The organism is Corallococcus sp. bb12-1 (assembly GCF_026626765.1).
Taxonomy (GTDB): domain Bacteria; phylum Myxococcota; class Myxococcia; order Myxococcales; family Myxococcaceae; genus Corallococcus; species Corallococcus terminator.
This window is the reverse complement of record NZ_JAPNJZ010000007.1, coordinates 317788-342501: the sequence shown is the minus strand read 5'-3', so window position 1 is coordinate 342501 and position 24714 is coordinate 317788. Positions and strand designations below refer to the sequence as shown.

Here is a 24714-nt window from a genome sequence, read left to right as displayed (position 1 = left end):
GTTCGCTACGGGTTGAGTTCCACCACGGCGTCGGCTTCCTGCACGTGGACGCCCGACGTGGTCGCGTTGCCGACCGCCGCCACGCGCGAGCCCCCCAGGATGACGACGGAGTGGGCATACGGATCCGGCGGAGGGGGCGCGGGGACGTTCGCCGTCACCGTGGCGCCCTGCACCGGCGTGGGGCCCCCCACGCTGCCTCCGCTGTAGAACGAGTCCGCCAGCACCTCGTGCAGCACGGACACGTTGAGGATGCTGTTCTTCACGGTGGGCGCCGCTGAATCGATGCCGAGCACGCTCTTGTCCACGAGCTGGAGGGCCTTCTTCGGATCTCCCTCCGCCGAGGCCAGCACGGAGCGCACGTGGCCCTGCACGTCCTCCGGCTTCTCCACATGGAGCGCCACCCGGTCCACCAGGTTGCGCAGCGCCGCCGTGGGCGAGTCATCCATCGGCTCGGCGATGCCGTAGAGCGTCCGGGTGCTGATTCGCAGGTCGATGCCTTGCGGCAGTCGTGCCCGCACATCCTCCAGCGTGGGGCGGTCCACCACGGCGCGGGTGGGAATGTCCGCGAGCAGGGGCTCGCCGTCCGGTCCCACCTGCGGGGGCGGCGCTGTGACCATCTCCGCCAGCAGCGTGGAGAAGGCGTCGCTCGCCACGTCGCGGCGGCGCTGGAGGCCACCCAGCAGCAGCTCCTGGTTCAGCGGCACGCCCAGCGATGTGCCTCCTCCCACCGGAATCTGGAGGATCAGCGAGTCCGAGGGCAGCGTCCACGGCGGCTGCACGGGCGGCAGGGCCGGCGTCACCGGCTCCGCGCCCAGCACCACGTTGCCGGTGAACGTCACCGGCGCGCGGCCCACGCGCAGGACGACGACGTTCACCGTGTCCAGGCTCTCGCAGCGGTTGCCGCTGAAGACGGTGGAGTCCGCGCGGCGCAGGTACACCGCGCCCACGCCACCCGCGCTGCGCAGCGTGTTGCCGGACACCGTGGTGGAGATGACCGGTCCGCCATTGCCCAGGACAAGCAGCGCCGGGCCCCTGGCGGAGATGTCATTGCCCTCCACCTGCACGCCTCGCATCGCCCGGACCTGGGGCAGCGGCAGGAGGGGGATGGGCTTGATGAGGAAGTCGAGCAGCGCGGACTGCACCGGCGCGAACGCGGCGTCCAGGTAGCGCGAGGCCGCCGTGCTGGCGCTCTTCGCGGGCACGAAGACCTGGGGCGGCACCGTGAGCGGGCGGTTGAGCACCGGCCCCGCCGCGAAGCGCTGCTTCAGGGAACCGAGCTGCACCAGGTCCTCCGCGCGCGGCACCCCGGCGAGCACATTCACCGGGAACGCCAGCGTCGCGGGCGTGACGGAGCGTCCGGGCAGGTCGACCTTGGGCGGAGGATCCGAGGCCAGGAAGGGCACGCGGGACAGCTTCGTCACCAGGCCCTCCGGGAGCGTGTCGGTGACGACGAGCACCCCCGTGCCCCCTCCTCCTCCGCCCTCGTGGCGCACGGTGTTGCCGCGCACGCCCACTTCGCCGCGCCAGTCGATGGCCACCTCGTGCAGCAGCGCCTGCGCCAGCGTGTTGCCGCTCTCCAGGAAGACGTTGTCGCGCACCACCAGCTCACCGGAGCCCGCGAAGGAGGCGACCGCCTGGCCCAGGCCCGGGTCACCCGCGGTGGGCAGCCCCCCGCACGCGAAGAAGTGGTTGTCCGCCACCACCGTCACCGCCAGCCCCTGGCGCACGACGAGGCCCGCCACCGCGCACCCCTCCAGCCGGTTGCCCTCCACGTCGAGGAGCGAGCCCGGCTGCACCTCCGACTCCGTCATGACGTGCCCCGACGCGGTCAGGACGGTGATGCCGGTGACGGCGTCCCGCACGGTGTTGCCGGACAACCTCACCCGGCCCCCCACGCCCGCCAGGAAGAGGCCATCCGCGGGCTGCGGGAAGGTGTCGAAGACGGGCGGAACCAGGTCGCCTGGATCCGGCGCCTCGCCCCGCGCCAGTTGCTCCAGGGACTTGCGCAGCACCTCCAGGATGCCGCCCAGGTCCGTCATGCCGGTGACGATGACGACGAGCGACGCGGAGACCTTCGTGGCGCGCTGGCGCAGGTACTCCTGGAGCCGGGCAATGCGCGACGCGTCGTCCTCGGCCGGGTCGAGGCCCTGCTCCGTCGCGCGCAGCAGCACCGCGGTCGCCTCCAGCTCCGGCGTCACCGGGCTGCCGGCCTGGGCGGAGGCCGTCCCCACGCTCTTGCCCACGGCCTCGGCGGCGAGGTCGGCCGGCTCCCTCGCAAGCTGGTGCAGTGCCTGGCGCGCGGAGTCGCCGGGTTCGTTGCTGGTGAGTCGCTGGATGGCTTCCCGGATGCGCTGCAGGACGCTCTCCCGGAACTTCCCGTCGATGCCCACGATGTCCAGGGCGCGGCTGTAGTGCGCCACGTAGAGCGCCATCGATTCCGTGAGCACCTTCCCGGGAGGGACGCCTCGCACCGCGAGCACCAGCGCGCCCAACGCGGCGAGCCTACGGTCCAGGGGATCCGCCCACACCGACCCCGTGGGAGGCAGTGGAATCGGCGTCGGCAGCACGTCCAGCGTCTGCACGCGGATGCGATCCAACAGGCCTCGCGCGATGGCCACCTGCTCCGTGCGCTTCTGCGGCTGCGCGATGGCGGCGAGCACCGCCTGGTGCGCCTGGGTGGAGAGCACGGACAGCTCCGCGTCCCCGCTCACCAGTTCCGACAGCTGCCCCACGGCGGTGCTGAAGGAGCGCAGCTGCTTCTCCACCGTGTCCTCGGACTCGGTGATGAGGCCCGCCGCCTGCCGGTCCAGGCTCGCGGTGTAGAGGCCGATGGTGGCCGTGCGGCCCTGCGCCGTCACGCGCTCCGCGTCCTCCACGGACAGCTCCACCGGGGCCACCACGCCGTTGGTGAACTCCAGGATCTGCTTGAGGGTGGAGCGCAGCCGCTCCACCGGCCGGGACTGGCCTCCCGTGCGCTCCACGTCGCGGTAGTCCGTCTCCACCTGCTGGGCCAACTGCGGGTTGACGTCCTTGAGCTGATCCGCCAGGGCCTCCTTGGACTGGCGCAGTTGCAGCAGCACGTCCGCGCTGGCCTTCACGCCCATGGAGCGGCCCTTGCGCGGAAGCTGCTCCAGCGCGCTGGTGGCGAAGGTGCCGATGATGGTCCTCCGGGGGCCCACCGCCTCGCCGATGACGGGCAGCCGGGCCTTCTGGGCCTGCGCCTCGCGCAGCTGCGCCACCTGGGCCAGGTTCGCGGACAGCGCGACCATCCGTTGCAGATCGTCCGGTTCGCCCTGCACCTCCGCGAGCGCCTTCAGGAGCGGCTTCTTCACCGTGTCAGGCAGGCCCTGCACCAGGACATCCAGGGAGCCCTTGATGCGGTCCGCCGTCTTCGCCACCGCCTCCTTGCCGGACACGGTCGCCAGGTCGAACTGCGCCACGGTGTCCCAGGCGTCCTGGGACAGGTCATCCGGCGCGGTGAAGCTGGAGGCGCGGGCCAGTGACGAACGGACCGCGTGCGATGTCTTCGTGTGGTCCTCGTAGCCCTGGGCCGCGCGCATCTCCGCCACCTCGCGCACCAGCATCTCCGTGAGGGTCGCGGGCGTGCCGCCCAGGTCCTTCACCTGCTGCGCGAGCGTGTCCAGCGGTCCATACAGGCCCCGGCCGAGCTGCTGACGTCCGCTCTCGTCGGAGCCCGTGTACTGCAACACGGTGGCGTACATGCCCACCACGGCGGAGTGCACATCGCCGCGCTCCAGCCGGACGGTGGCCGGCGCGAGGCCCATCTGTTGGAGGACCCCGGCGATGGGCGGCAGCTTCACCGGCGGCTTCACCGGCGGCACCGCCGTCTTGCGCACCGGCGCGCGGAGGGTCTCCACCTCGTTGGCTTCCACGGTGAGGCCCTGGCCTGACACCACCGCGATGCCCGCCGCGCGCACCTCCGCGTCCTCCAGGCCAGGCTCGCCGTACGCGACCGTGCGCCCCACCTGGAGCAGCCGGTTGCCGCTCACGTGGGCCTCCTCCACCCCCGCCAGCACCACCGCTCCGCGCAGCGTCAGCCGCTCCAACCACCGCAGCGCCGCGTCCAGGGGCGCGCGCACCCGGGGCGTCACGTTGGCGAGCAGCGCCTCCAGCAGCGGCCGGGGCCGGGACAGCGCGGCCGGGCTCAGCTTCGTTTCCAGGCCCGGATCCAACCGGGACAGGGCCAGGGTGTTGTCCGTCTGCGATGGCACGTCCGCGAGGGCCACCTGTTCGAAGCGGTTGTCCTGCACGCGGATGCGCCCCACCGCGCCACCCGTGCCCCAGGCGCGCACCGCCGCGTCGCCCAGCGCGCGCACCACGTTGCCTCGGATGCGCACGTCGAACACCGGCTGCGGCCCGCCCAGCAGGATGCCGAAGCCCGGCGTCGCTTCGCCCGCGCCCTCGATGCGGTTGTCCACCACCTCCACATCCACTGCGGGGCGTCCGTTCGACTGGCCGTCGTCCAAACCATCTCCCACGACGATGCCGGCCACCACGCCCAACACCGACGCGGCGGGCACGGCGGGCAGCGCGATCCAGGAGTCACGCACGCGCAGGCCCCGACCGGAGAGCTGGATGCCCACCTGGAACAGGCCGTTGGACACCGCGTTGCGGATCTCATTGCCCACGACGTCCACGCCGTCGCCCGCGACCTGGATGCCCACCGCCGAGGAGCCCAGCACCTGGTTCTCCGCCACCAGCACGCGGTCCACCGGGCCGGTGGCGCCCCCCTCCGCCAGGTCCTGCACGAGGATGCCCACGTGGAAGCCCTGCACGCGGTTGCCCCTCACCTCCACGCCGGACAGCGTGCCGTCCGCCACGTGGATGCCGGTGGTCGCCTCGCCCAGGGGCTGGAGCCGGTTGCCGGTGATGGACAGCGTATCGATGAAGAGGCCCGCGCGCGGGAAGGATGCGAGGAAACGCTCGGCCAGATAGGGCGCGTACGGTGCGACGGCGATGCCGGTGGCCGCGCTGATGCGGTTGTCGTCGATGTTGATTCGCGAGCAGGTGCCCGTCACCAGCACGCCCGTCGCCTCGCTGCCGGCCTGGTTCGCCTGGAGGTGGCAGCGGCGCAGCGACACGCCGTGAGAGTCCGCCAGGGTCACCACGCCGTGCGGCAGCGTCTCCAGCGCTTCCAGCAGCGGCTTCGCCTCCGGCAGGTCCTCCAGCGGCTTGCCGGGGTGCAGCCGTTGCAGCTTGCGCAGTTGCACCAGCGTCGCCACCACCGAGCCCGCGGCGCGGCCCTGACCGGGCACGAGGATCTTGATGCGCTCGGACACCACGTCCACGAAGTCGGCTTCGGCGGACGGGTGCTTCACGTCGTCCGTCTCCAGCGCGCGGTCGTCGTCCACCTCCAGGAGCGGCACGAAGCGCAGTCCGTCCGTCGTCGCCACGCGGGGGGTGGGCGTGAGGAGGGAGGGCCGGGGTTCACCCATCACCACGTCCTCGAAGGGCGCCTCCACCAGCCGGAAGTCCTCGATGCGCACGTCGCCCAGCAGGCCGCAGCGGTCCACGAAGAACGCGCCGCCGGAGCCCTGGGTGCGCAGCTCGGTGGCGTCCCCGTCCCCCAGCAGGTGCACGGAGGACAGGTTGCGAAGGAGCACCGGGTGCTCCAGCTTGTAGCGGCCGGCCCGCACGAAGATGGAGCCGCCCTGCCCGCTCAGCCGGTCCACCGCCGCCTGGAGGGCTTCGTCCCCGGTGATGCCTTCGAGCATGTCCTGGTCGATGTCACCGAAGCTGCGCACGCCATCGCCCACCACGACCGTGAAGACGCCCGGGCCCGTCACCCGTTCGGACAGCTCCACGAGCCGGTCCCTCACCTGCGCGAGCGGGAGGTAGCGCGGCCGCAGGTCCTCGAACACGCGCGTCGTTCCATTCTTCACGCGGGCCAGCGGCACGAAGTGATGCACGGGGCCATGCACGGGCGCGTCGGTGAGCTGCTCCACGACTCCCCGGGCCGCCCCGTCCGCCGCGTGCACGCGCGCGGTGAAGGACCAGTAGTCCCCCGTGCGCCAGCCGCTGCCGGAGAACGCCAGCGTGATGCCATCCGGAAAGCGGTAGCGCAGGCCGGTGACGAGCAGGTCGCCACCATCCCACCGCCGCACCAGCGCGCCCTGCGCCGGATTGAAGGCCCGGCCCAGCGTGCCCCCCACCGGCAGCGGCACCGGATCCGTGGTCAGCACGGCGCTCGCGTCCGCCAGTTCCAGCTTGCCGGTGTCCGCCTGCACGCCGCGCAGCCGCCGCAGCACCGGCTGCGACACGCCTTCCGCTTGCAGCCGCGTGACGCGGTCCTCGATGACGATGAGGTCCCCGGCCCGCAGCTTCGCGGCGCTCTCCGGGGACACCTGGAGCGTCATCGCATCCGCGGAGGCGGGCGCGGTGAGCGGCAGCACCGTGGAGCCGTTGTCGCGCGACCACAGCACCACCGGACGCTCACCGCCCTTGAACAGCTCCACGCGGACGTGGAGGTTGTCGGTGCCCAGGTAGCCCTCCCCGGTGGAGGCGTTCTCGGTGGAGAGGCAGCGGTCGCGGCACGGGTCCAACGGCTCTGGCGGAAAGCGTTCCGGCAGCGCGCCCGTCGGGATGTTCGTCGTGAGGCGTCCCCCACCCGTCGGCGTGGGCAGGACCTCCGCGTCGGTGGCGGACAGCCCCTGGAGCGCGCGCACCTGGGACACGAGCCGCAGGCGCACGGTGGTGTCCTGGCCGTCCAGCGCTGGCTCGTCCAGGAACGCGTCGTCGTACCGGGTGGTGGTCAGCTCCCAGCAGTCCAGGAAGAAGAAGTGGTGACGGCTGCCGTCCGCCGGCAGCGCGGCCAGCGGTGGCGCCTCCGGCAGGTCCGGCTGCGCGGTGTAGCGCAGGTCGCGCTCCAGGAAGACGCGCACGCCGTCGAGGAGCAGACGGCCCGCTCCGGGCAGCGTCCCATCGCCTCCCCGAATGACGACGTCGGGCCCCAGCGCCGCGTCCTCCACGCGCAGCGCGGACACCCACGTCCGCGCCACTGGAGGCAGGCCCAGCACGCCCCAGGCCTTCACCTTCGTCGCGTCCACGCCCGTGAGCGCGGCGACGGGGAAGCGCACGTCGTGCCAGCCGAAGGGACGCTGGCCCAGGCCGGCGGAGAGGATGGCCTCGCGGCCCTCCGTGTCCGCGACGACCACGCGGATGTCCACGAGTTCATCGTCGGTGGGCGGACGCTCGAAGCGCAGGCCCATGACGAGCGCGGAGGCACTGAAGGTGGAGCCATCCGCTCGCGCCACGGCGGTGAGGTCCAGCGGCGCGGGCAGCGTGCGGCGCAGCGCCACGTGCCCCCGGCTGCGCATCACGAAGGGCAGCGTCTCCGCGTCGTAGCGATCCAGGCGCAGCTCGCGCGGGATGACGCGCTCGTCGTCCGCGGGCAGCCCCTGCCCCGTCCAGCCGAGCACGTTGCCGATGGGGTCCACGAGGAAGCTGTCGACGATGCGGAAGCCGTCGTCGGGCGAACCGTCGGCCACGTCGGCGGAGCGGCGGCGCGCGTCCACGGTGCGCAGCCGCACCTCCTCGTTGTGGTCGGCGTCGAGGCTCATGCGCCCCATCTGTTGATAGACGCCGGAGAATCGCCGGGCTTCGTCGAAGCGGGACCTGGAGGTGTACGCTTTCACGGTCATGATCGGCTCATCCGGGTGAGGTCGTCTTGGGTGCGGTCGGCGTGGAACGGCGTCACGCCAATGGGCATGCTGTCGTCGGTGCGCGCGAAGAGCTCACGCTCGTGGTCGGAGCGTTCGCCGTGGGCGCCCGGAGTGCCGCCGCGTTCGGAAGCGCGGAGCGCGTCAGGGCCGTTGTTGTCCGCCAGCACGAGGTAGCCCGGATCCGTCTGGCGGTTGGATTGGAACGACACGGTGTGCACCCGCGACTGGTGCGAAACCGGCGGCTGTCCACCGCGCCCCAGCAGGCTGTAGCGGACCCAGCCCAGGTCCGGCCGGTCCGTGCGCACCTCGCCCGCGAAGGCGCAAGAAGACGCCTCCAGTACGCCCGCCTCGGTCGCGCCCAGCACCGTGCAGTGCCGCAGCCTCACGCTCGCGCCGGCCGCTCGGATGGCGGTGGCTTCGCGACTGCCCGCATCGAAGGTGCACCCCGCGGCGATGAGGTGGACCCAGGGTGGCAGCTCGATGGCGCCCACCAGGCAGCCGTAGAGGCGCAGCTCCACGTCGGCCGGAGGCAGGGAGCGGCGCGCGCTGATGTCCTGGTGCCCACCGCCCGGCATCCACAGCCCCACCTGCCCGGGCGCGCCCAGGTTGCACCAGCGCAGGTCCGCCTGCCCTCGCGCGAGCACCAGGTCCAACCGCCCGGTGAGCCACAACCCCGCGAGCCACACGCGCGTGTCCGCGCCACCACCGAAGCCCGGGTAGAGCGCCAGCGAGAGGCCGTGCTCATCCGCGCCGATGCAGGGCGCGGCGCCGGTGTCCGCGGCGAAGAGGGACATGCCCGACTCCAGGCCCAGGGACAGACGCTCCGGCGGCAGTCGAGGCGACCCGATGATGCCCACCAACGGCGGCGTGCCGATGCCCAGAGCTTCCGCGAGCGTGGCGACGATGGGCCGCTCCACATCGCCGGCCGCGAGCACTCCTCCCGCGCGCGACGGGGAGATCCACGCCGTGACAGGACGCCCGGTACCGGAGCGATCGCCAGGGCGATCCGGGGGCTCGGGGAACGGCAGGTCCGGCTCCGCCCAGTCGTCCGGCGGACGGCGGTCCGGGGTGAGCAGGCCCGCGCCCAGGGACGCGCCCCGGCCCACGCGGGCGGAGACGGTGACGAGGCCCTCGGGAGCGTCGTCCTGGAGCACGATGCGGCCCAGGCGCGGATCCACCGCCACGATGCCGTCCGCGTTGCTCGGGGCCAGCGCGCCCCACGGCCCCAGGCTCCGCTGACGCAGCCGGAAGAGGTGACGTCGCAGACGACCGGGCACCGAGTACCGGCGCGCATCGCCGGACCGCGAGGCATCCCGTGCGTGGTACGCGCCGCCGGGGCGCGCATCCAGCGGAAGAGGCTGCCCCGGACGAGGCTCGATGAAGACCGCGCCGTCATTGGCGACGTTGAAGCGCAGGAACTCATCCGGCAGCAGCGCCAGCTCCGGCAGGAACGCGAGGTAGCCGCGTCCCCCCAGCGAGAAGACGACCTCCGACGCGGGCAGCGGCGCGGGGTCCACGAAGAGCACGCGCCCGTCGGCGTACAGCGCCTGACCGGGAATCGGAGGGTTCGCGCCGTCCGCTTCCAGGACGCCCCACACCCAGGCGCTCTCCCCCGAGGTCAGCGACAACAACCGGGGCCGGGTCGTGTCCGCCCAGATGAGCACCTCCACGCCGGTGGCGGTCTCCCGGGCCACGAGCACCCCGGGCAGTCCCGGCTCAACGGGCAACGGGGCCAGCGGACGCCAGGCGGGACTCGCGGAGGCGGGGTCACAACCCATCACCGTCACGGCCAGCTCCCCCGTCACGGCCTCTCCGCCCATGAGCACCAGTCCCTGCGGCGTGCCGAGCAGCGTGGCCGCCTTGCGCTCCTGGCGGTTGCGCACCGCATGCGGACGCCACGTGCCGCCCGCGACCGGGAGCGACCACAGGTCCCCGGTGGGCGCACCGCCCAGGTCTCCGCCAAAGAGGAAGAGCCGCCCCCCGCGCACGCACAGGCTGGGAGCCCATCTCGCCGCCGGCTGTCGTGGACTCGGGGTGTCCAGCCGGGTCGCCGTGGGCGTGGCACCGTCCAGGCCCGTCACGGACCACACGCCCAGCTTCCCCGCGCCATCCGGAGCCACCAGCAGCAGCGCGTCCGCGAGGGCCGCCACCGCCATGCCCGGCCCATCCGGAGGCAGCGCTCCCACCAGTTCCTCCGCCTGCCAGGGCTCACCATCGCCGCTCGCATCGAAGCGGACGAGGCGCAGGCTTCCGTCCGCGAGGTGCTGTTCGATGCGCGCCACCCACGGGACTCCCGCCAGCAGCACGCGGACCGCGTTGCTCCGGGGCAGGCCCAGGCGGATGCCGGCGGTGAGCGTGCGCCACGTGCCATCCGTGTCGCGCACGCGCGGCTCTCCCTTCAAGCGCTCGACGAGCAACGCCGCCGTGGTGCCGCCCAGGGACTGGTTCGCTTCCGGGGTGACGGTGACCGTGTTCGGCGCGCCCGGTTCGAGCACGGTGGACAGCAGCGGCGTGTCCGAGTCCTCACGCGCGGCGAGCAACGTGAGGCGCCACTGGTCTCCCGCCGAGGGCCGTCCCCGGTCCGCGAACCGGAGCGAGGGGGAAGGCCCCACGGGTGCGGTGGGCAGCGGGCCTCGCAGCAGCGGCAGCGCTTCCGGGCCCACCAGGGGAATGCCATCCACGGAGACGGTGAGGGCCTCCGCCCGCTCGGCCGCGTCCGCGTCTTCCGCCAGCGCGGTGGGCGTCAGCAGCATCGCCGCCGTGCGTCCCGTCGCGAGCGAGGCGGGTTCGGGTTCATGCCGCGCGGTGAGACCTCCGGTGAGGTCCGCGCGCTCCAGCGGCTTGAGCCACACCAGCGGTCCGTCGCGGTCCAGCGGATCCACGCGGAAGCCCCGGTAGCCATTGGGCAGGACGTGCACGACCGCGGGAGTCACCTCCTCCAGTTCCACGGGCGTCAGGCGCGCGGTGCGGATGAGGGCCACGTCCGGACGGGCCCAGCCCAGCAGGTCCAACGTGCGCGGCGAGGCGGCATTGCGTCCCGCGTCCGCGCGGCCCAACCGGCGCAGGGCCTGATCCAACGTCTCGCCCGGTGCCACGCCGAGCAACGGCCCCCGTTCGGGGACACCATCGCGAGGCCGTTCGATGCCGGGAGAGCGGCGCGTGAGCGGATCCGCGAGGCCGATGGGATCCCACACCACCGCGGTGCGCCCGCGCCAGGGCAGCAGGTCGTTGAGGTCCTGCGTCTCCAGGAGCGAGCGGAAGGCTTCATCCGCCTCCGCGTCCCAGAGGCTGGTGACTGACAGCATCTCCTCCAGCGACGCGGGCGTGCCCTTGCGGCGGCGCCACGCCACCGTGCGAGCCACCACGCCACGCTGCACGCGGGGGTCGCCGGTGATCAGCCGCGCGCCCAGCAACTCCGCCAGCAGCGGCAGTGCCTGAGGCCCGGCACGTTCGACGAAGTGGTCATCCCAGAGCTGGTCCACCGCGAAGGAGGACGCGTCCAGCTCCGTGCCCAGCACGGCGAGCAGCTTGAGGAAGGGATGGTCCGCGAGGACGGCATCCTTCGCGGTGTAGAGGCCGGGCAGGAGCTGAAGCAGACGCTGCGATGGAGGGCTCATCGGTCCTGCGCCTCCTCGTAGAACAGCGCGACGCCATCGCTTCCACCCGAAGGCGGCGCCCAACCGAGCAGCTCTCCTGGCGCGGCGGTGATGCGCTCGGAGAGCGAAGGCGGAGTGCCCTCGTGATGCAGCCCCTGCACCACCACCGAGCGCAGCCCTTCGATGTCCGCCAGGGCGCCGTACACGTCCGACACCTGGAGGTCCGCGCCCAGCTCCACGCGGTTGGCGTCCAACAGGCCCGGTGCACGCTCCGGGTCCCGGTCCACGCCCAGCCGCAGGCGCGTCTCCTGGAGCACCGTCACCGGATCCGCGCCCGTCACCACCCGCAGGAGCAGCCGCAACCGCACCTCCACGCGCTGCCGGTTCTTCAAGCGCAGCTCCACGCCAGGGGCCACCCTCGCCGCCAGGTGCGCGCCCAGGGCCTCCAGGTCCTCCCGACCCAGGGCCGCGCCGTCCGGTCCCGACACCACCACCGTCAGCAGACGGCTGCGCACGCCCTCGCGGAACACGTTCGCCCGGTGCACGCCGTCGAAGACCTGCGTCAGCGCCCGCACATCCGACAGCGACACCGCGCGGTCCATCGCGCCCACCATCGCGGGCCCTCGCACCCGCGCCAGCGCCGGGTCCTCTGGATCCGTCCCTCCGGACAACAGCAGCGGGTTGAAGGTCTTCTCCACGCAGGGATGCGGGCTGCCCATCGCCGTCAGCCGCAGCGCCGTCCGATTGCCTCCCACGCCCCGGCCCACGCGGTAGCGCACGCGCACCTCCGCGCCCAGCGGCAGCGCCGCGCCGTGGTCCTGGCCGCCCACCCGCAGCCTCGCGGCGCCTCCCGGCAACGGCTCCACCGCGAAGACCGGATCATCCGGCGCGGCCTCCAGGAGTGAGTCCACCGGTCGCCACGCACGACCGCCCACCGTCAGGGACACCTCGGGCCTGCGGCCTCCCGCGTGGTTCGCGTCCCGCAGCCAGGTCACCGGAGCGTGCAACAGGGGCACGGTGCGTAGGTCCTGCGCGGGCTCGGCGACCTCCTCCACCGTGGCCCCCTCGCTGACCAGGGTGTTGTTGCCCAGCAGCACCACCCGGTCCAACGCATACGCGCGGGACAGCGGCGGCTGGAATGTCACCTGCGTCATCGGCGTGCGCTGCCCTGCGGGCGTCTCCATGCGCACGCGGAGCACCCGCAGCGCTTCGCGATAGATGCGCTCCGTGCCCTTGGCGCCCGCGGGGCCCAGACGCTCCACGTCCTCCGCGAGCACCAGCCAGTCTCCCGGCCGCACTGGGGGTTCCTGGGAGGAGAGCCCCGAGGCGTCCGTCAGGGGCTGCAGGAAGAACGTGTCCGCCCCGGCGCCTGCGAGGCCCAGCGGCCTGGCCACCCCCGCCTCCGCGCCAAAGGCGATGTCCGCGCGGTTCAGCGCCTCGCTGCCCTTCAGGAGGACGAGTTGATCGCGCGCCTCCTGGATGAGGCCATTCACGAAGGCATCCAGGAACGTGACCATCCGGTCCAACCGTCGCGCGTGCGCGGCCGGGTCTTCGTCCGCGCACGGCGCCAGGGCTTCCTCCAACGCAGCGAGCGCGTCCGCCTGCCGCTTCTGGAGGTTGCGCAACTGCCGCGCGACGATCTCCTGCGACTCGGACAGCGCGCCCACCGGACGACCTGCGGGGGGCACCGCCTGGGCCACCACCTTCTGGGCCTCGCACAACTGCTCGCAGAGCGCGTCGAGGGTGCTCTTGCAGCCGGAGTCCCCCTCCAGGTCCAGCGTCTTCATGAGCGACGCCAGCTTGCGCGCGTCCTGTTTCGCGCGAGCCACCCGCCGCTCCTCCAGCGGTCCGTGGCGCTGCACCTCGATGCGGTCCTGAAGTCCCGCGAGCACCGAGCCGGGACCGAAGATGCCGCCCGTGGGAGCAGGAGCCCCGGGCTCGCCCGCTTCTTCCGAAGGCACGCCCGTGCCTCCCGTGCCGCCAGTCCCCCCGTTCCCGCCCGTCCCTCCGGTGCCCGCTCCGCCCGTGCCCGTTCCGCCCGTGCCTGTTCCGCCTGTCCCTGTCCCAGAGTCCGAGCCCGCGCGGGGCGGCATGAACGCGCGCAGCTCGTTGAGCTCTGGCAGCACGCGCAGCGGTGCGAGCGTCTCGAAGGTGGCGGCCAGTTCCTCCCCTTGCGCGGAAGACGTCACCGCGAAGCCCGCCGGCAGCGTGCCGCTCACGTTCGCCTTGCACCGGAAGTGCTGGAGCCCCACCGCCGCCGTGCCGGGACTCGGCCGGTAGCCGATGTGCCCGAGCAGCTTGGAGACGGACCCCTCCAGCCGGGCGGTGGCGAGGAAGCACTCTTCCGCCCAGGCCTGCTGGTACGTCCACAGCACATGCAGCGCGAGCGCCACGCTGTCCAGCATCCCGCGTCCCAGGTCCACCGACGACGGGGCCGCGTACGCGAGCGGGTTCCACGTGGGCGCATCGTCCCCGCGGGTGAAGGTGTTGCGCGCGGTCTCACCCAGCCGCGTGCGGAGCTGTTCGTGCGACAGCGCCTGATGCGTCTCGGGAACGCGGCTCATCGCAGCCCTCCGCAGACGCGCACCGTCAAGGCCCCTTCGGAGCCCGGCCAGAAGCCGCCGCGCGCGGTGGCCACCTCTTCCGGACCGATGGGGATGACCCCTTCGGCCAGCCGCTCCGGCGCGTGCGATTCCAGCCGCCGGAAGCGCTTCACCCGCACCGCCGTCACTCCGGCCACGCGCAGCACCGCCTGGTACAGGTCCGCGAGCTGCACATCGCCGTTCAGCCCGGAGCGGTCCGGATCCAACAACCCTCCGTCCCCCGCGATGGCGCCCACCACCGCATCGCGTACCCAATCCGCCTGCGCATGCGGCGCGGCGTCCACCTCCAGGTCCAGATCGAGCGGCACCCACCGGGGCGGCAGCGCCTCCACGTCCACGCCCAGCAGGCGGATCTCCTCCAGCCTCCGCCGCACGTCCGCCCACCGGCGCAGGATTTCATCCGGGTCCAGCGTGTCCTCGTCGCGCAGCAGCACGGTGACGCGGATGACGGTGCGCAGATCCCTGGCCACGACCCGCGCGGAGGCCCCGGCGACCTCCGGCATCCGCTGGAGCAGGCTCACGTAGTCCTCGACGGTGACGGCGGACAGCGGCTCTGAAACTCCCGCCGGTGCGCGGTAGCGGATGGAGTCGAGCGATTCCGGATCGCGTCCCCCGACCGCGGGCAGCGGGTTGTCCACGCGCACCAACAGGCGCACGTCGTCCATCGACTGGTCGAGCAATGCCCCCGCCGACGGCGAGCGCTGGGCATCCAGCGGCACCTGGAGCAGGCGCGTGAGCACGCCCTCCCCCACGTTGGCCACCGTGCCCAACCCCACGCGCAACGACAGGCCCAGTGCCGTCATGCGCGGCGGCAGCGCGGCGCCGTTGACGCCATCCCCACACCGGAGGCTTGCGCCACCGTTGGGGGTCGCGCGCAGCACGACGACTTCATCCCCGGGTCCCTGCACGGACAGGTCCTCCACCAGCGTCCACGGGTCGTCCTCCACGCTCATCTGGAGCTGGGGCGTGCCTCGCCGCGGCTCGTCTCCCGGCAGGGGATACCCGGGGGCCTGGACGCTGATGGGATGGAAGGGCAGCACCACCTCGCGCTCACGGCTGCCATCCACGGTGGGGGACAGCAATGCGCGCCACTGCGCGAGGCTGCGCGCGAAGGGCTCCGCTGAATCCGATTCGAAGCCTTCCGGCAACGGCGTCACTGGCAGCCCATGGTGCGCGGGCACGACGTTGCCCAGCACCACCGCACGAGGCCCGGGCAGCGGATCGCCAGGAGCCAGGAAGGTCTCCGTCGCCAGCCGGCGCGGATCCCACCCGACGAAGGTCGTGTCCGTGGCGAGCGCCACCGACGTGACGCGCACCACGTGCCCACCCTCGCCGCGTCCCCGGTACAGCACCAGCCACCGGCCGGGCTCCAGCTCCGGGAACACGCCCGCGAGCGTGGCCCCGGTGTCCCCCACCCGCACCGACTCCGCGAGCGAGATGGACTCCAGGCGAGGGAAGTACGACAGGGGCGCTTCGGTGACGAACACCAGCGACTGCTCCTGCGTGGAGCTGTTGGCCACCAGCGTGTCCGCCGGAAGCTCCAGCACGCCCCCTCCGGTGAGGAACTCCAGGGCCGTGGTGCCGGGCGGAAGCGAGGGCAGGTCCAGCTCCTCCAACCGTGCCTTCACCAGCGTCGCGAGCGCGTCCCCATCCAACCGGAAGCGCAACATCACCGTGGCGGACAGGCCGGGGTCCGGCGTGTAATCCAGTGCGCGCGCATGGTCCTCCACGGAGCGACGCAACCGCGCGTCCTCCAGGAAGCCCTCCACCACCGCGCGCTCCTGCTGGTAGGCGAGCGAGTCCAACTGCGCGGCCACGGCCTCCAGCAACATGGTGGTGAAGTCCGCCGGCCCCCGGTCCTCCCACGGCGCCATCACCGTGCGGGCCCGCTCCAGCATCACCGCCAGCAGCGAGCGCGCATCCCGGGCCAGGTAGTCCACCAGCGCGCCGGGCGCCGGAAGCTCCGGGGCCGGAAGCCACGGGCGGGGCTGCGGGTCGCGCACGTCACATCCCGGCACCACGTCCGGAGCCCACGCCCCGACGAATGGCGCCGGATCACGAGGACCGTCCCCCGGCACGGCCACGGCGGCACGAGAGACCACCGCGTCCGGCACCAGCCGCAGGTCCACCGTCTCCGGCGGAGGCAGGCTGCCGGTGAGCAACACCGCGGGCACCGTCGGCGTCCCCGGCGTCACGTAGGGAAGCGGGCCCACCTCCAGGAACGGAGGCCCCGCCCCTTCGGCGAAGAGCGCGAGCGACGCGGACAGCTCCGCGTCCGACTCCAACACGAACGGCTTGCCGACGATGGCCGTGAAGAGCGAGTCATACGCGCGCACCTCGCCCGGCCCCAGCCGGAGCCCGTGCGCGTGCCGGTGCCAGGTGAGCTGCGCCAGCAGGAGCTGTTCCGCCTGGAGCCAGCCCCCGTGCACGGAGGTCCACGCCTCGGTGCGCCGCACCAGCGCCGTGCGCAGCCCGCCCTCCAGTTGCAGCGCGGTGCCGGTGATGACGAACAGCGAGCAGTCCTCGACGGTGATTTCCCCCGGGGTGCCCACGTCCAGCACGGGCTCCAGTCCCCCCAGCGGAGCGGCCACGTGCAGGCCCACCACGTCCGCGACCGCCGGAAACGCGGGCAGCGTCAGCGGACCGACGACCGCCCCCGCGAGGGAGTCCAGAGCGGCGAGGAGCCAGTCCGACCAGACCGGGTCCGGATGCGCATCCGCGGGCACGGGCGCCGCCGACACGCGGCTCACCTCCACGTCGCGCACGCTCACCGGCAGGAGCGACGGTCCCCCCAGCACCCGTATGCCCGTGGCCACGGTGCCGCCCAGGATCTCCTCCACCTGCCCGATGCCCACCTCGATGCCGTGTCCACCCAGCGCGAGCAGGCCCAGCGCGAACGCACCCAACACCTCTCGCACGGTGAAGCCGCGCACCTGGAGTGGCCCTGACGAGCCGAGCAGCAGCCCCACGCACCACTCCGGCTCCAGCGCCTCCACCTCGCTGATGGACACGTCCACCGAGGACAGGCCCTCGCCCTCCTCGCGGGACACCAACACCCGGGCCCCCACGGCGCGGGCTCCGGAGATCTTCGTCACGGTGAGCCCGGAGAGGTCGGCACGGAAGAGGCCCGCGAGCTCCAGGCCCACGCCCACCTGCCCGCCATGGACCTCCCGCACCGCCACGTCCGCCCACTGCGAGCGCTGGCAGACCGCCCGCACGCCGAAGGCCTCTCCGGATGAAGCCTCCACGTCGGAGAGGGACAGTCCGGTGATGTAAGCCTCCTTCGCCAGGAGCCGCAGCCCTGTCGCGTCCGAGCCCTTCGACGCCAGCACCGTGAGCGAGTCGATGACCACCGTGCCGTCGGGCGACTCCACCGTCAGCGCCGTGCAGTCCGCCGAAGCCGTGGCGGCCACCGACACGTCCGACACCTCCACCCGCCCGCCCTTGAGGACCAAGCCCTTCGCGGACTCCTCGGCCACGACCCTCACATCCGACAGGCCCGTCATCGTGCCGGTGAGTTCAAGCGACCCTCCGTCGAGCCGCAGCGTCACACCGTCCCCGCCCCGCAGCCGCAGCGCATGCACCGGCGAGCCAATGACGAAGTCGGTGGTGAGTACGCCCACGCCCACGGGCAGCACCCACTCCACCTCGCCCGGGGACGTGGTCTGCAACGCCGTGTTCGCCGCCTCCAGCGAAGCCTCCAGGGGCAGCGTCAGGACGAGCGCGCTCACGGAGGCGCCTCCAGCGCCCGGCGGAACAGCTCCGCGTGCTCCTCGCCCGTCGCCAGCAGCGTGTAGAGGATGTCCACGTAGAGGGTCGCGTCCTCGGCGGTCACCTTCACCGCGTCCAGCCGCACCTGCTCGCGCATGAACTCCTGCACGTTGAGGCGGATGATGTATTCGGACGCGGCGGCGGCCTCCGGGCTCGCCGCGCCGAAGACCATCTTCTGCACGCCGCACCCGAAGCGCGGCCGGTTCACCCGCTCCCCGGGCAGCGTGAAGAGCAGTTGCTCCAGTTGCTGCCGGATGACCTGCGCGGCCCCCACGGTGCGGGGCGTGCCCAGGTCTCCCAACTGGAAGGGGAAGTGCAGACCGCGGCCCATCACGCCACCCCGTTGAGCGCGTCGCGCGCCAGGTCCACATCCACTTCGTAGCGGGCCAGGGCCTCCGCCCACACCCACCGGTGCCGAGCGCCGCGCACGTACCACGTGCCGTCCATCAGCTTGCCCGCCCCGACAAGCCCCACCGGGCGCCGCGCCCGGAGGATGCGCTCGTAGCGCAGGCCCTGCACCGTGCCGTTCGCTTCCGCCAGCCAGTCCGCCTCGCGGTAGTCCGCCCACGCCAGGTTCTCCACCTCCGGCACGTCGTGCGGCACGTCCACGTACTGCAACCCCACCGCCGTCACGTCGGGACGCTTGGGCAGCACCGCCGCCATGCGCGCCTTCAGGATGTCCGCGCGGCTGGTGCTCCCCATGCGCGGGAAGCGCGGCGCGGACACCGTGGCGGAGCGGATGCGCCGGGTGCGCTCGTCGATGTGCGCGCCCCTCAGCTCCGTGGGCCGGTGGCTCTCCCACCGCGCCTTCAGCTCGATGACCGACGGCGTGGAGCGCGGCAGCAGCGACAGGTCCGGCTGCTTCGGCGCGTCTGGCCGGGGCAGGTGGAAGTGGCCCACGCACTCCACCGCCGCGTTGGCGCCCGCGCCCACCGGGCCCGGCTTGCGCTCCACGAAGGCCTCATACCCATTGCGCCGCGCGAGCCACCGGATGAGCGCCGCGTCCGTGCCGCGCTGGAGCACCACCGCGCGCGCCGCGTCCCGCACCGGCGCCGTCTCCTGGACATCCAACGCGAAGCCGTACTCACCGTAGAGCTGCCGGACGATGCCCGCGTCGGACAGGTCGCTGAACGAACGCGTGCGCTCCTCCAGGTGCATCAGGCACGACGCGTCCAGCCCGTACAATTCCAGCGACGAGTCCGGCACCCGCGACGGGCCAAAGTACGGCTCCACCGCGGTGATGTACCCGTCGAACACCACCTCCTCCACGTCCGGCGCCTCGCTGTCCGGCGCGCCCAGCCCGAAGCTGATGGTGATGCGCTTGAGCAGTTGGAAGCGCCCGTCCGCCAGCGCGTCCCAGTCCCCAGCGTCCGTGGGCGACATGTCCAGCGACAGGTGGAAGGACGACGCGTCGTCGGTGCGCTCGTCCACCTCCAAGCGCGACACCCGGCCCCGGGCATCCGTCATGGGCTGCCCGTCGATCCATAGCTGGAGGAACGCCGCGCGTTGCTCCGCCATCAGGGCTTCTCCGGGATGAACAGCACCGTGCCCGGCTCCAGGAGCGACTCGGGGACGAAGGTGGGGTTGGCGTCCACGATGCGCCACGCCTGGAACGGGTCGCTGAAGTAGCGCTGCGCGAGCAGGTCCAACCGGTCCCCCGCCACCACCTTGTGCAGGAGGGCCGTGGCCTGACGCGGCGCCACGCGAGGCGTGTACAGCGACACCGTGGCGCCACCCGCGCCCAGGGGCACCGCGTACATCGGCTGGTCCTTGTTCCGGGACGAGGGGTCGCTCATGGCCGTCAGACCGTGCCGTTCGACTTGAGTCCGGGCTCCAGCGCCTGGGCGATGAGGGTCTGCGCGTCCGCGCCCTTCACCGCCGCCAGGTCCTCCATCTCCAGCCGCTGATCCCTCAGGTTCTTGAAGGCCTGGGCCACCTTGCTGTTGGCCGCGTTCTCCCCCACCTCCAGGATGCGCATGCGCAGGTCCACCTCCGCGCGCAGCGGGAACAGCCCGGTGTCGAAGCGCTGCTCCACGATGGTCATCCCGGTGATGACCACCGGGAACTTGCGCGGCCCCAGCAGCAGCAACAGCTCCGTGGGATTGAGCGACACCAGCTTCGTCGCGGGCTTCTTCTCCTCCTCCCCCGTCTGGTCCTTGCCCAGCGCCATGCCCTCCAAAATCGCCAGCTCCGGCAGCACGCCGGACGTGCCCGCCCACTCGCGGTCGCGCAGCAGCGCCTCCGTCACGTCGAAGATGAGCTTCAGGGCGAGGGTCTCGCTCTTGGCGTGCAGACCGCCGCCGCGCTGCCCGTCGGTGAGGACCTTGGTCTGCTCCGGCGTCTTGCCCGGCTTCGTCTCCCACTGCCCCGCGCGGGTGCGCGTCACCGTCTCCGGGTTGTACTGGAAGCGCAGCGCGCGGACGCTCGGCTCGGACGTCGTGTCGTCGGCCGCCTGAGGCAGCGTCACCAGCATGCCCCGGGCGAGCTGCTGGTCGAACGCGAGGAGCGTCGGATCCAGGTTGCGCGTCATCCGTTGCCTCGCAGGTCACCGGACGCCTCACGCAGGGCGAGGCTCCGGGCGATGGCGTCGTTGTTCTTGTCGATGAGCGCCACCATCGTCTGGGTGAACAGCTTCACGAGTTCGCGCGGGTCCTCTGGAATGGTGCGCAGCATCCACGCCAGCTCGCGCTCCAGCTCGCGGCGGGTGAGTCCGACCTGTCCATGCACGGGGGGTGGGGCCATGGCGTGTGCGTCCTTTCTTCAGCTCCAGCCATCCACCAGCGGACGGCCGTCCAGCTCTCTGCGCAGCAGCTCCAGGTAGCGCCACCGCCGCGACCGGGGCAGCGCCAGGATGTCCGTCTCCGACCAGTGGTAGTGGAACGCCAGGACGTGCACCTCTGTCTCCAGCCGCGCCGCCCCATCCCGCAGCTCGCGCGCCAGCAGCGCGAACGGATCCAACTCCAGCTCCAACCACGCCGAACACCGGGGACAGCGCGCCAGGAGTCCCAGGTCCGGCGCCGTCGTGCCCTCCGCCAGCGCCAGCGCCACCGCGTGCCGGGACTTCGCGGGCAGCGCCCTCCAGTCGCCGGGCGACAGCGGCCGGCCCTCCACCTCCACCAGCCGCGACCACAGGAGCGCGGAGCGCTCCTCGCGCGAGCCCTGCCTGTCCCAAAGCACCGCGTCGTCCTCACCCGTCGGCTCGCGCACCTCCGCGGAGCCCTCCGGCAGCACCACGCGAAGGACCTCCGGGGCCGCGTCTGGCCGCTCCGACGCCAGCGCGGACAGGCGCACGTCCACGTCCGCCATCGCGCCACAACCCGGCGCCGGGCAGCGCGCCACCAGCATCAACCGGTCCCCATACATCCGGGCCCGCAGGTGAAGGGCCAGGTGGTGCCGGTCCCCGCGCGTCAGCGCCGCCGCGAGCGACACATCCACGTTCGGATACTCCCCCAACCGTCCCAGGCACGAAGCGAGCAGCGCGCTCACGGTGCGCGGATCAAGCTGCTCGCCCGCCTGCGCCAGCGCCCACTCCTCGCGGCCGGTGAGCGGGCGCAACTCGCCCTGGCGGTGGCACCGGCCGTCCTCGTCGAAGAGGCCGTGCGGCAGCAGCACCGGGATGGGGGGCTCGAAGAGCACGTCAGGCCACCGGCTCGCTGGTGAAGCCCTCGTGGTTCAGCTCGATGATCGAAACGAGGATCTCGTTCGCTTCCGCGGCGAGCTCCGACATCGCGGTGAACTTCGACACCCACGCGTTGTAGAGGATGAACTTCTTCACCGGCTTGTTCTGATCCAGGTCGTAGACGAGGATCTCCACGGTGCGCCGGTATTCGGGCTCCACTGCACGCAGGCCAGGGGTGGCCTCGTGGCGGATGAGCTGGGTGGCCCAGTCCAGGAAGGAGGTGTCGTTGGTGAGCCCCGCCTCCAGCGTGACGGTGTCGAAGTGCACGCGGCCCGGGGACAGCTCATCCACGGAGCTCAGGTTGTTGCCAGCGCGAAACTTCACCACCTCCACGGTGCCGGTGAGGCCGGAGATCTTCCGGCACGCGCATACCTCCACGTTGTTGAGCAGCACGCGGAAGTTGAAGTTCCGGAATGGGTCTCGCTTCGTGGATTCGACGAATCGGGGCATGGCGGGCTCCTCGAAGGACGCAGGGAACTCAGGCAGGCGTCGTGGACGGCGCGGGTTTCGTGGGGGGCGGACGGGGCACCGGCTCCCAGCCCTCGTGGGTGAGCTCCACCGTCATCAGCGCCACCTCGCCCGCCATGGCGTCCAGCCTGGGCAGGGCGTGGTACTTGCTCACCCACGCGTTGTGGACGTGGAAGCTGCGGATGCGCGCCGACGCGGGGCCCGGCGTCGGGACCTCGGTGGGATGGGCATACTCGTCCCACAGGTCGATGAAGACATCGCGCTTCACCGCCTCACCGGGCGCCTTGCCGGTGCGCGCGAACTCCAGCACCGCGCGCGCCCAGCGCTCCAGCGTGTCATCCACCGCCAGGCCCTGCTCCAGGACGATGTTGTCCCAGCTCACCTTGTGGGGCTGGGCATAGCGGTGCAGGTTGTTGCCGCCCTCCCACACCTCGTAGGCGCCCACCTGGACAGTGAGCCCGGACACGGAGCGCACGCCCGCCACGTAGTCACCGGCGGCGGACGTGTCCATGCGCAGGCGGAAGCGGTAGGTCCGCAGCGGATTGCGCGCGTTGGCGGGGACGGGGGTCGTCATCAGGCGGCCAGCAGGCTCTTCTGGCTGATTTCGATGACCACGAACTCCGCGGGCTTGAGCGGCGCGAAGGCCACCTGCGCGGTGACGATGCCCGCGTCCACCAGTTCCTGCGGGTTGGTGCTCCGGTCGCACACCACGCTGAAGGCCTCCTCCGGCGTGGTGCCCTGGAACGCGCCCTGTCGGAACAGGCCCAGCATGAAGGCCTGGATGGAGTTGCGGATCCGACTCCAGAGGAACTCGTCGTTGGGTTCGAACACCGCCCACCGCAGGCCGCGCCGCAGCGACTCCTTGAGGAAGAGCGCGGTGCGCCTCACCGGGATGTAGCGCCACTCCGGATCCGGCGACAGCGTGCGGGAGCCCCACGACACGATGCCCACCCCGGGGAACTGGCGCAGGCAGTTGAGGTTCACCGGGTTGAGCAGGTCCTGCTCCTCGTCGATGACCGGGTACTGGAGCCCCAGCGCTTCGGAGATGGAGGCTTCGATGCCGGCGGGCGCCTTCCACACGCCGCGCGTGTTGTCCGTGCGCGCGAAGAGGCCCGCGACATGGCCCGACGGGGGCACGAGCCGCGTGGGATTGCGGCCTATGCCCACTGGATCCGTCACGCGGATCCACGGGTAGAACATGGCGGAGTTCTTGGACCGCGACGGCAGGCCCTCGATGAACTGCTTGGCGTCGTCCGGGGCGACGGCGAAGTCCTTGTCCACGCCGCCGGGGCCGTCCGCCAGGAACAGGCAGTCGCCCCGGTTGTCGCAGTAGGCGATGCCGGTGGAGATGTAGGCGACCTCGTTCTTCCCCGGCAGCGCCACCAGGTTGACGTCCTCGCCGTCCAACGCGTGCAGGCCCGTGCGCGACCTGGCGTCACCCGCGAAGTCGGAGGTGTCCAGCGCCGTGCTGCCGTCGCTGCCGCCCAGGAGGCGCACCTGGGTGATGATCGTGGGCCGCACCAGCGGGTTCGCCGGTGAGTTCACCGCGTAGCCCCGGGCGCGCGGCGCGAAGCCCAGCAGCCGGAGCATGGGCGGCACCGTGGGCTGGAGCGTTTCGGAGATGGAGAGCTGGAGGCCGTCTTGATTCGTCGACGTCAGCCCCGCGGCCCCGGCGGCGGCCGTGCCGGTGATGCCGGTGCCGCTCACCGCGAGCGTGGTGGTGCCCGCCGCGGTGGGCAGGCCGGTGATGAGGAGGTTGCCCCCGGAGTCGATGACCACCGACGCGACCTGCCCGGCGAGCGCGGCGGCGAGCGACGCGCGCAGCTCCTCGGGCGTCACCGCCGTGTCGTCGGCCGCGAGGATGGGGATGGGGACGTCCGTGTCTCCACCCGGCGTGCCGAGCGTGACTTCGAGGTCCCCCGCATCCAGATCATAGGCGGTGGCCGGAGCGACGGGCTTCGCGATGGAGAGCGTGGGCCCGGTGGCCACCTTGAGGGCGATCTCCGGCGCGTCCGTGCCTTCGATGACGAAGGTGCCGGTGAGCGCCGCGGCCGTCACGGCGTTGCCGAGGAACGTTTTCAGCTCGGCGGCGGTCAGCAGGACCCTGCCATTGCTGAACGTCGCGGCCGGGACGGCGGCCACCACCAGGGCCTGCGTGACGGGGATGTCCAGCGCCGTGGGCTCCACGTCCGGCAGGGCGGCATCCGACGTCACGACCTGGAGCTTCGCGCCGTCGTACAGGGTGTACTTGCCGCTCGGCTGCACGGCGGCCTTGAGCCGGGGCACCTGGGCGGCGACGAGCACCGTCCCGGACGGCGACGCGGCCAGCTTCACCTGGTACCCGTCGAGGATCCGGATGTACCGGGAGATGTCGTTGATGCGCTCGCCGACGTAGTCCTCGACGGACGGGTCCATGCGCAGGTCGTCGAAGGTCTCCAGCGTCCGGGTGGCCCCGGCCTCCGTCCAGACGACGTCCACGCGGAACGCCTCGCTGGGGAAGTTGGTGGAATCCGCCACCTGGATGCGCAGGAACTCCGACCATTCCCCCGCGCCCCGGGCCAGGAAGGTGAGCGCGTCGAGGCCGCCGCCCGCGCGCGTGGCCAGGGCCGTGGAGGCGCCGGTCACCGCGTCCGACGGCAGCACGCGCACGACGTAGGCGCGCCGGCCGCCCGAGTCGAAGAACGCCTCCACCGCCTGGGCGAGCAGCCCCGCCTCCCCGGGCTGGTGTCCACCGAAGGCGCGCTCGTATTCCGCGAAGCCGGTGAGGAACCAGGCCATGCCCGGAATGCCGCGCGCCGCCTGCCCGATGAACGCCGCCGTGGAGGTGCCCACCCCTTCGATGGGGCGTGCACCGGCACTCTTCTCTTCGACATACACGCCCGGATGCAATCGCTCTGGCACGTTCGTCCTCCTGG

General features: G+C 72.3%; 13 protein-coding genes. All 13 read right to left on the bottom strand.

Features of this window, described 5'->3' with window-relative positions; genetic code table 11:
* Positions 1–5: 5 nt before the first annotated feature.
* From OV208_RS12085 to OV208_RS12025, 13 genes are read right to left on the bottom strand one after another with little or no spacing between them, the layout of a single operon-like run.
* On the bottom strand, positions 6–7661 hold the full coding sequence (locus tag OV208_RS12085) for a hypothetical protein (RefSeq protein WP_267573984.1): 7656 nt from the start codon (positions 7659–7661) through the stop codon (positions 6–8).
* The gene (locus OV208_RS12080) at positions 7658–11299 is read right to left on the bottom strand and encodes a phage tail protein (protein WP_267573983.1); all 3642 of its coding nucleotides are present in this window, start codon (positions 11297–11299) and stop codon (positions 7658–7660) included. Before OV208_RS12080 ends, OV208_RS12085 begins: the two co-directional genes overlap by 4 nt.
* A complete protein-coding gene (locus tag OV208_RS12075; protein ID WP_267573982.1) occupies positions 11296–13842 on the bottom strand; it encodes a hypothetical protein in 2547 nt (848 codons plus the stop codon). Before OV208_RS12075 ends, OV208_RS12080 begins: the two co-directional genes overlap by 4 nt.
* Positions 13839–17612: a hypothetical protein gene (locus OV208_RS12070; protein WP_267573981.1), complete on the bottom strand. Its 3774-nt coding sequence runs from the start codon at positions 17610–17612 to the stop codon at positions 13839–13841. Before OV208_RS12070 ends, OV208_RS12075 begins: the two co-directional genes overlap by 4 nt.
* On the bottom strand, positions 17609–17983 hold the full coding sequence (locus OV208_RS12065) for a GPW/gp25 family protein (protein ID WP_267573980.1): 375 nt from the start codon (positions 17981–17983) through the stop codon (positions 17609–17611). Before OV208_RS12065 ends, OV208_RS12070 begins: the two co-directional genes overlap by 4 nt.
* Positions 17983–19170, bottom strand: a complete 1188-nt coding sequence (locus OV208_RS12060; protein WP_267573979.1) for a phage late control D family protein — start codon at positions 19168–19170, stop codon at positions 17983–17985. Before OV208_RS12060 ends, OV208_RS12065 begins: the two co-directional genes overlap by 1 nt.
* Entirely contained in the window at positions 19170–19448 is a 279-nt protein-coding gene (locus OV208_RS12055; protein ID WP_267573978.1) for a LysM peptidoglycan-binding domain-containing protein, read from the bottom strand. Before OV208_RS12055 ends, OV208_RS12060 begins: the two co-directional genes overlap by 1 nt.
* Positions 19449–19453: 5 nt before the next feature.
* Positions 19454–20182: a hypothetical protein gene (locus OV208_RS12050; protein WP_267573977.1), complete on the bottom strand. Its 729-nt coding sequence runs from the start codon at positions 20180–20182 to the stop codon at positions 19454–19456.
* Positions 20179–20394, bottom strand: a complete 216-nt coding sequence (locus tag OV208_RS12045; protein ID WP_267573976.1) for a hypothetical protein — start codon at positions 20392–20394, stop codon at positions 20179–20181. The genes OV208_RS12050 and OV208_RS12045 overlap by 4 nt, the downstream gene beginning before the upstream one ends.
* Before the next feature lie 18 nt (positions 20395–20412).
* Positions 20413–21288 carry a hypothetical protein gene (locus tag OV208_RS12040; RefSeq protein ID WP_267573975.1) on the bottom strand — a complete coding sequence of 292 codons (876 nt, stop codon included), beginning with the start codon at positions 21286–21288 and terminating at the stop codon, positions 20413–20415.
* Between the two features lies 1 nt (position 21289).
* Positions 21290–21781 (bottom strand): phage tail protein, encoded by a 492-nt coding sequence (locus OV208_RS12035; RefSeq protein ID WP_267573974.1) that lies wholly within the window; start codon positions 21779–21781, stop codon positions 21290–21292.
* 28 nt (positions 21782–21809) lie between these two features.
* A complete protein-coding gene (locus OV208_RS12030; protein ID WP_267573973.1) occupies positions 21810–22373 on the bottom strand; it encodes a phage tail protein in 564 nt (187 codons plus the stop codon).
* Positions 22373–24700: a phage tail sheath subtilisin-like domain-containing protein gene (locus OV208_RS12025; RefSeq protein WP_267573972.1), complete on the bottom strand. Its 2328-nt coding sequence runs from the start codon at positions 24698–24700 to the stop codon at positions 22373–22375. The genes OV208_RS12030 and OV208_RS12025 overlap by 1 nt, the downstream gene beginning before the upstream one ends.
* Positions 24701–24714 lie beyond the last annotated feature (14 nt).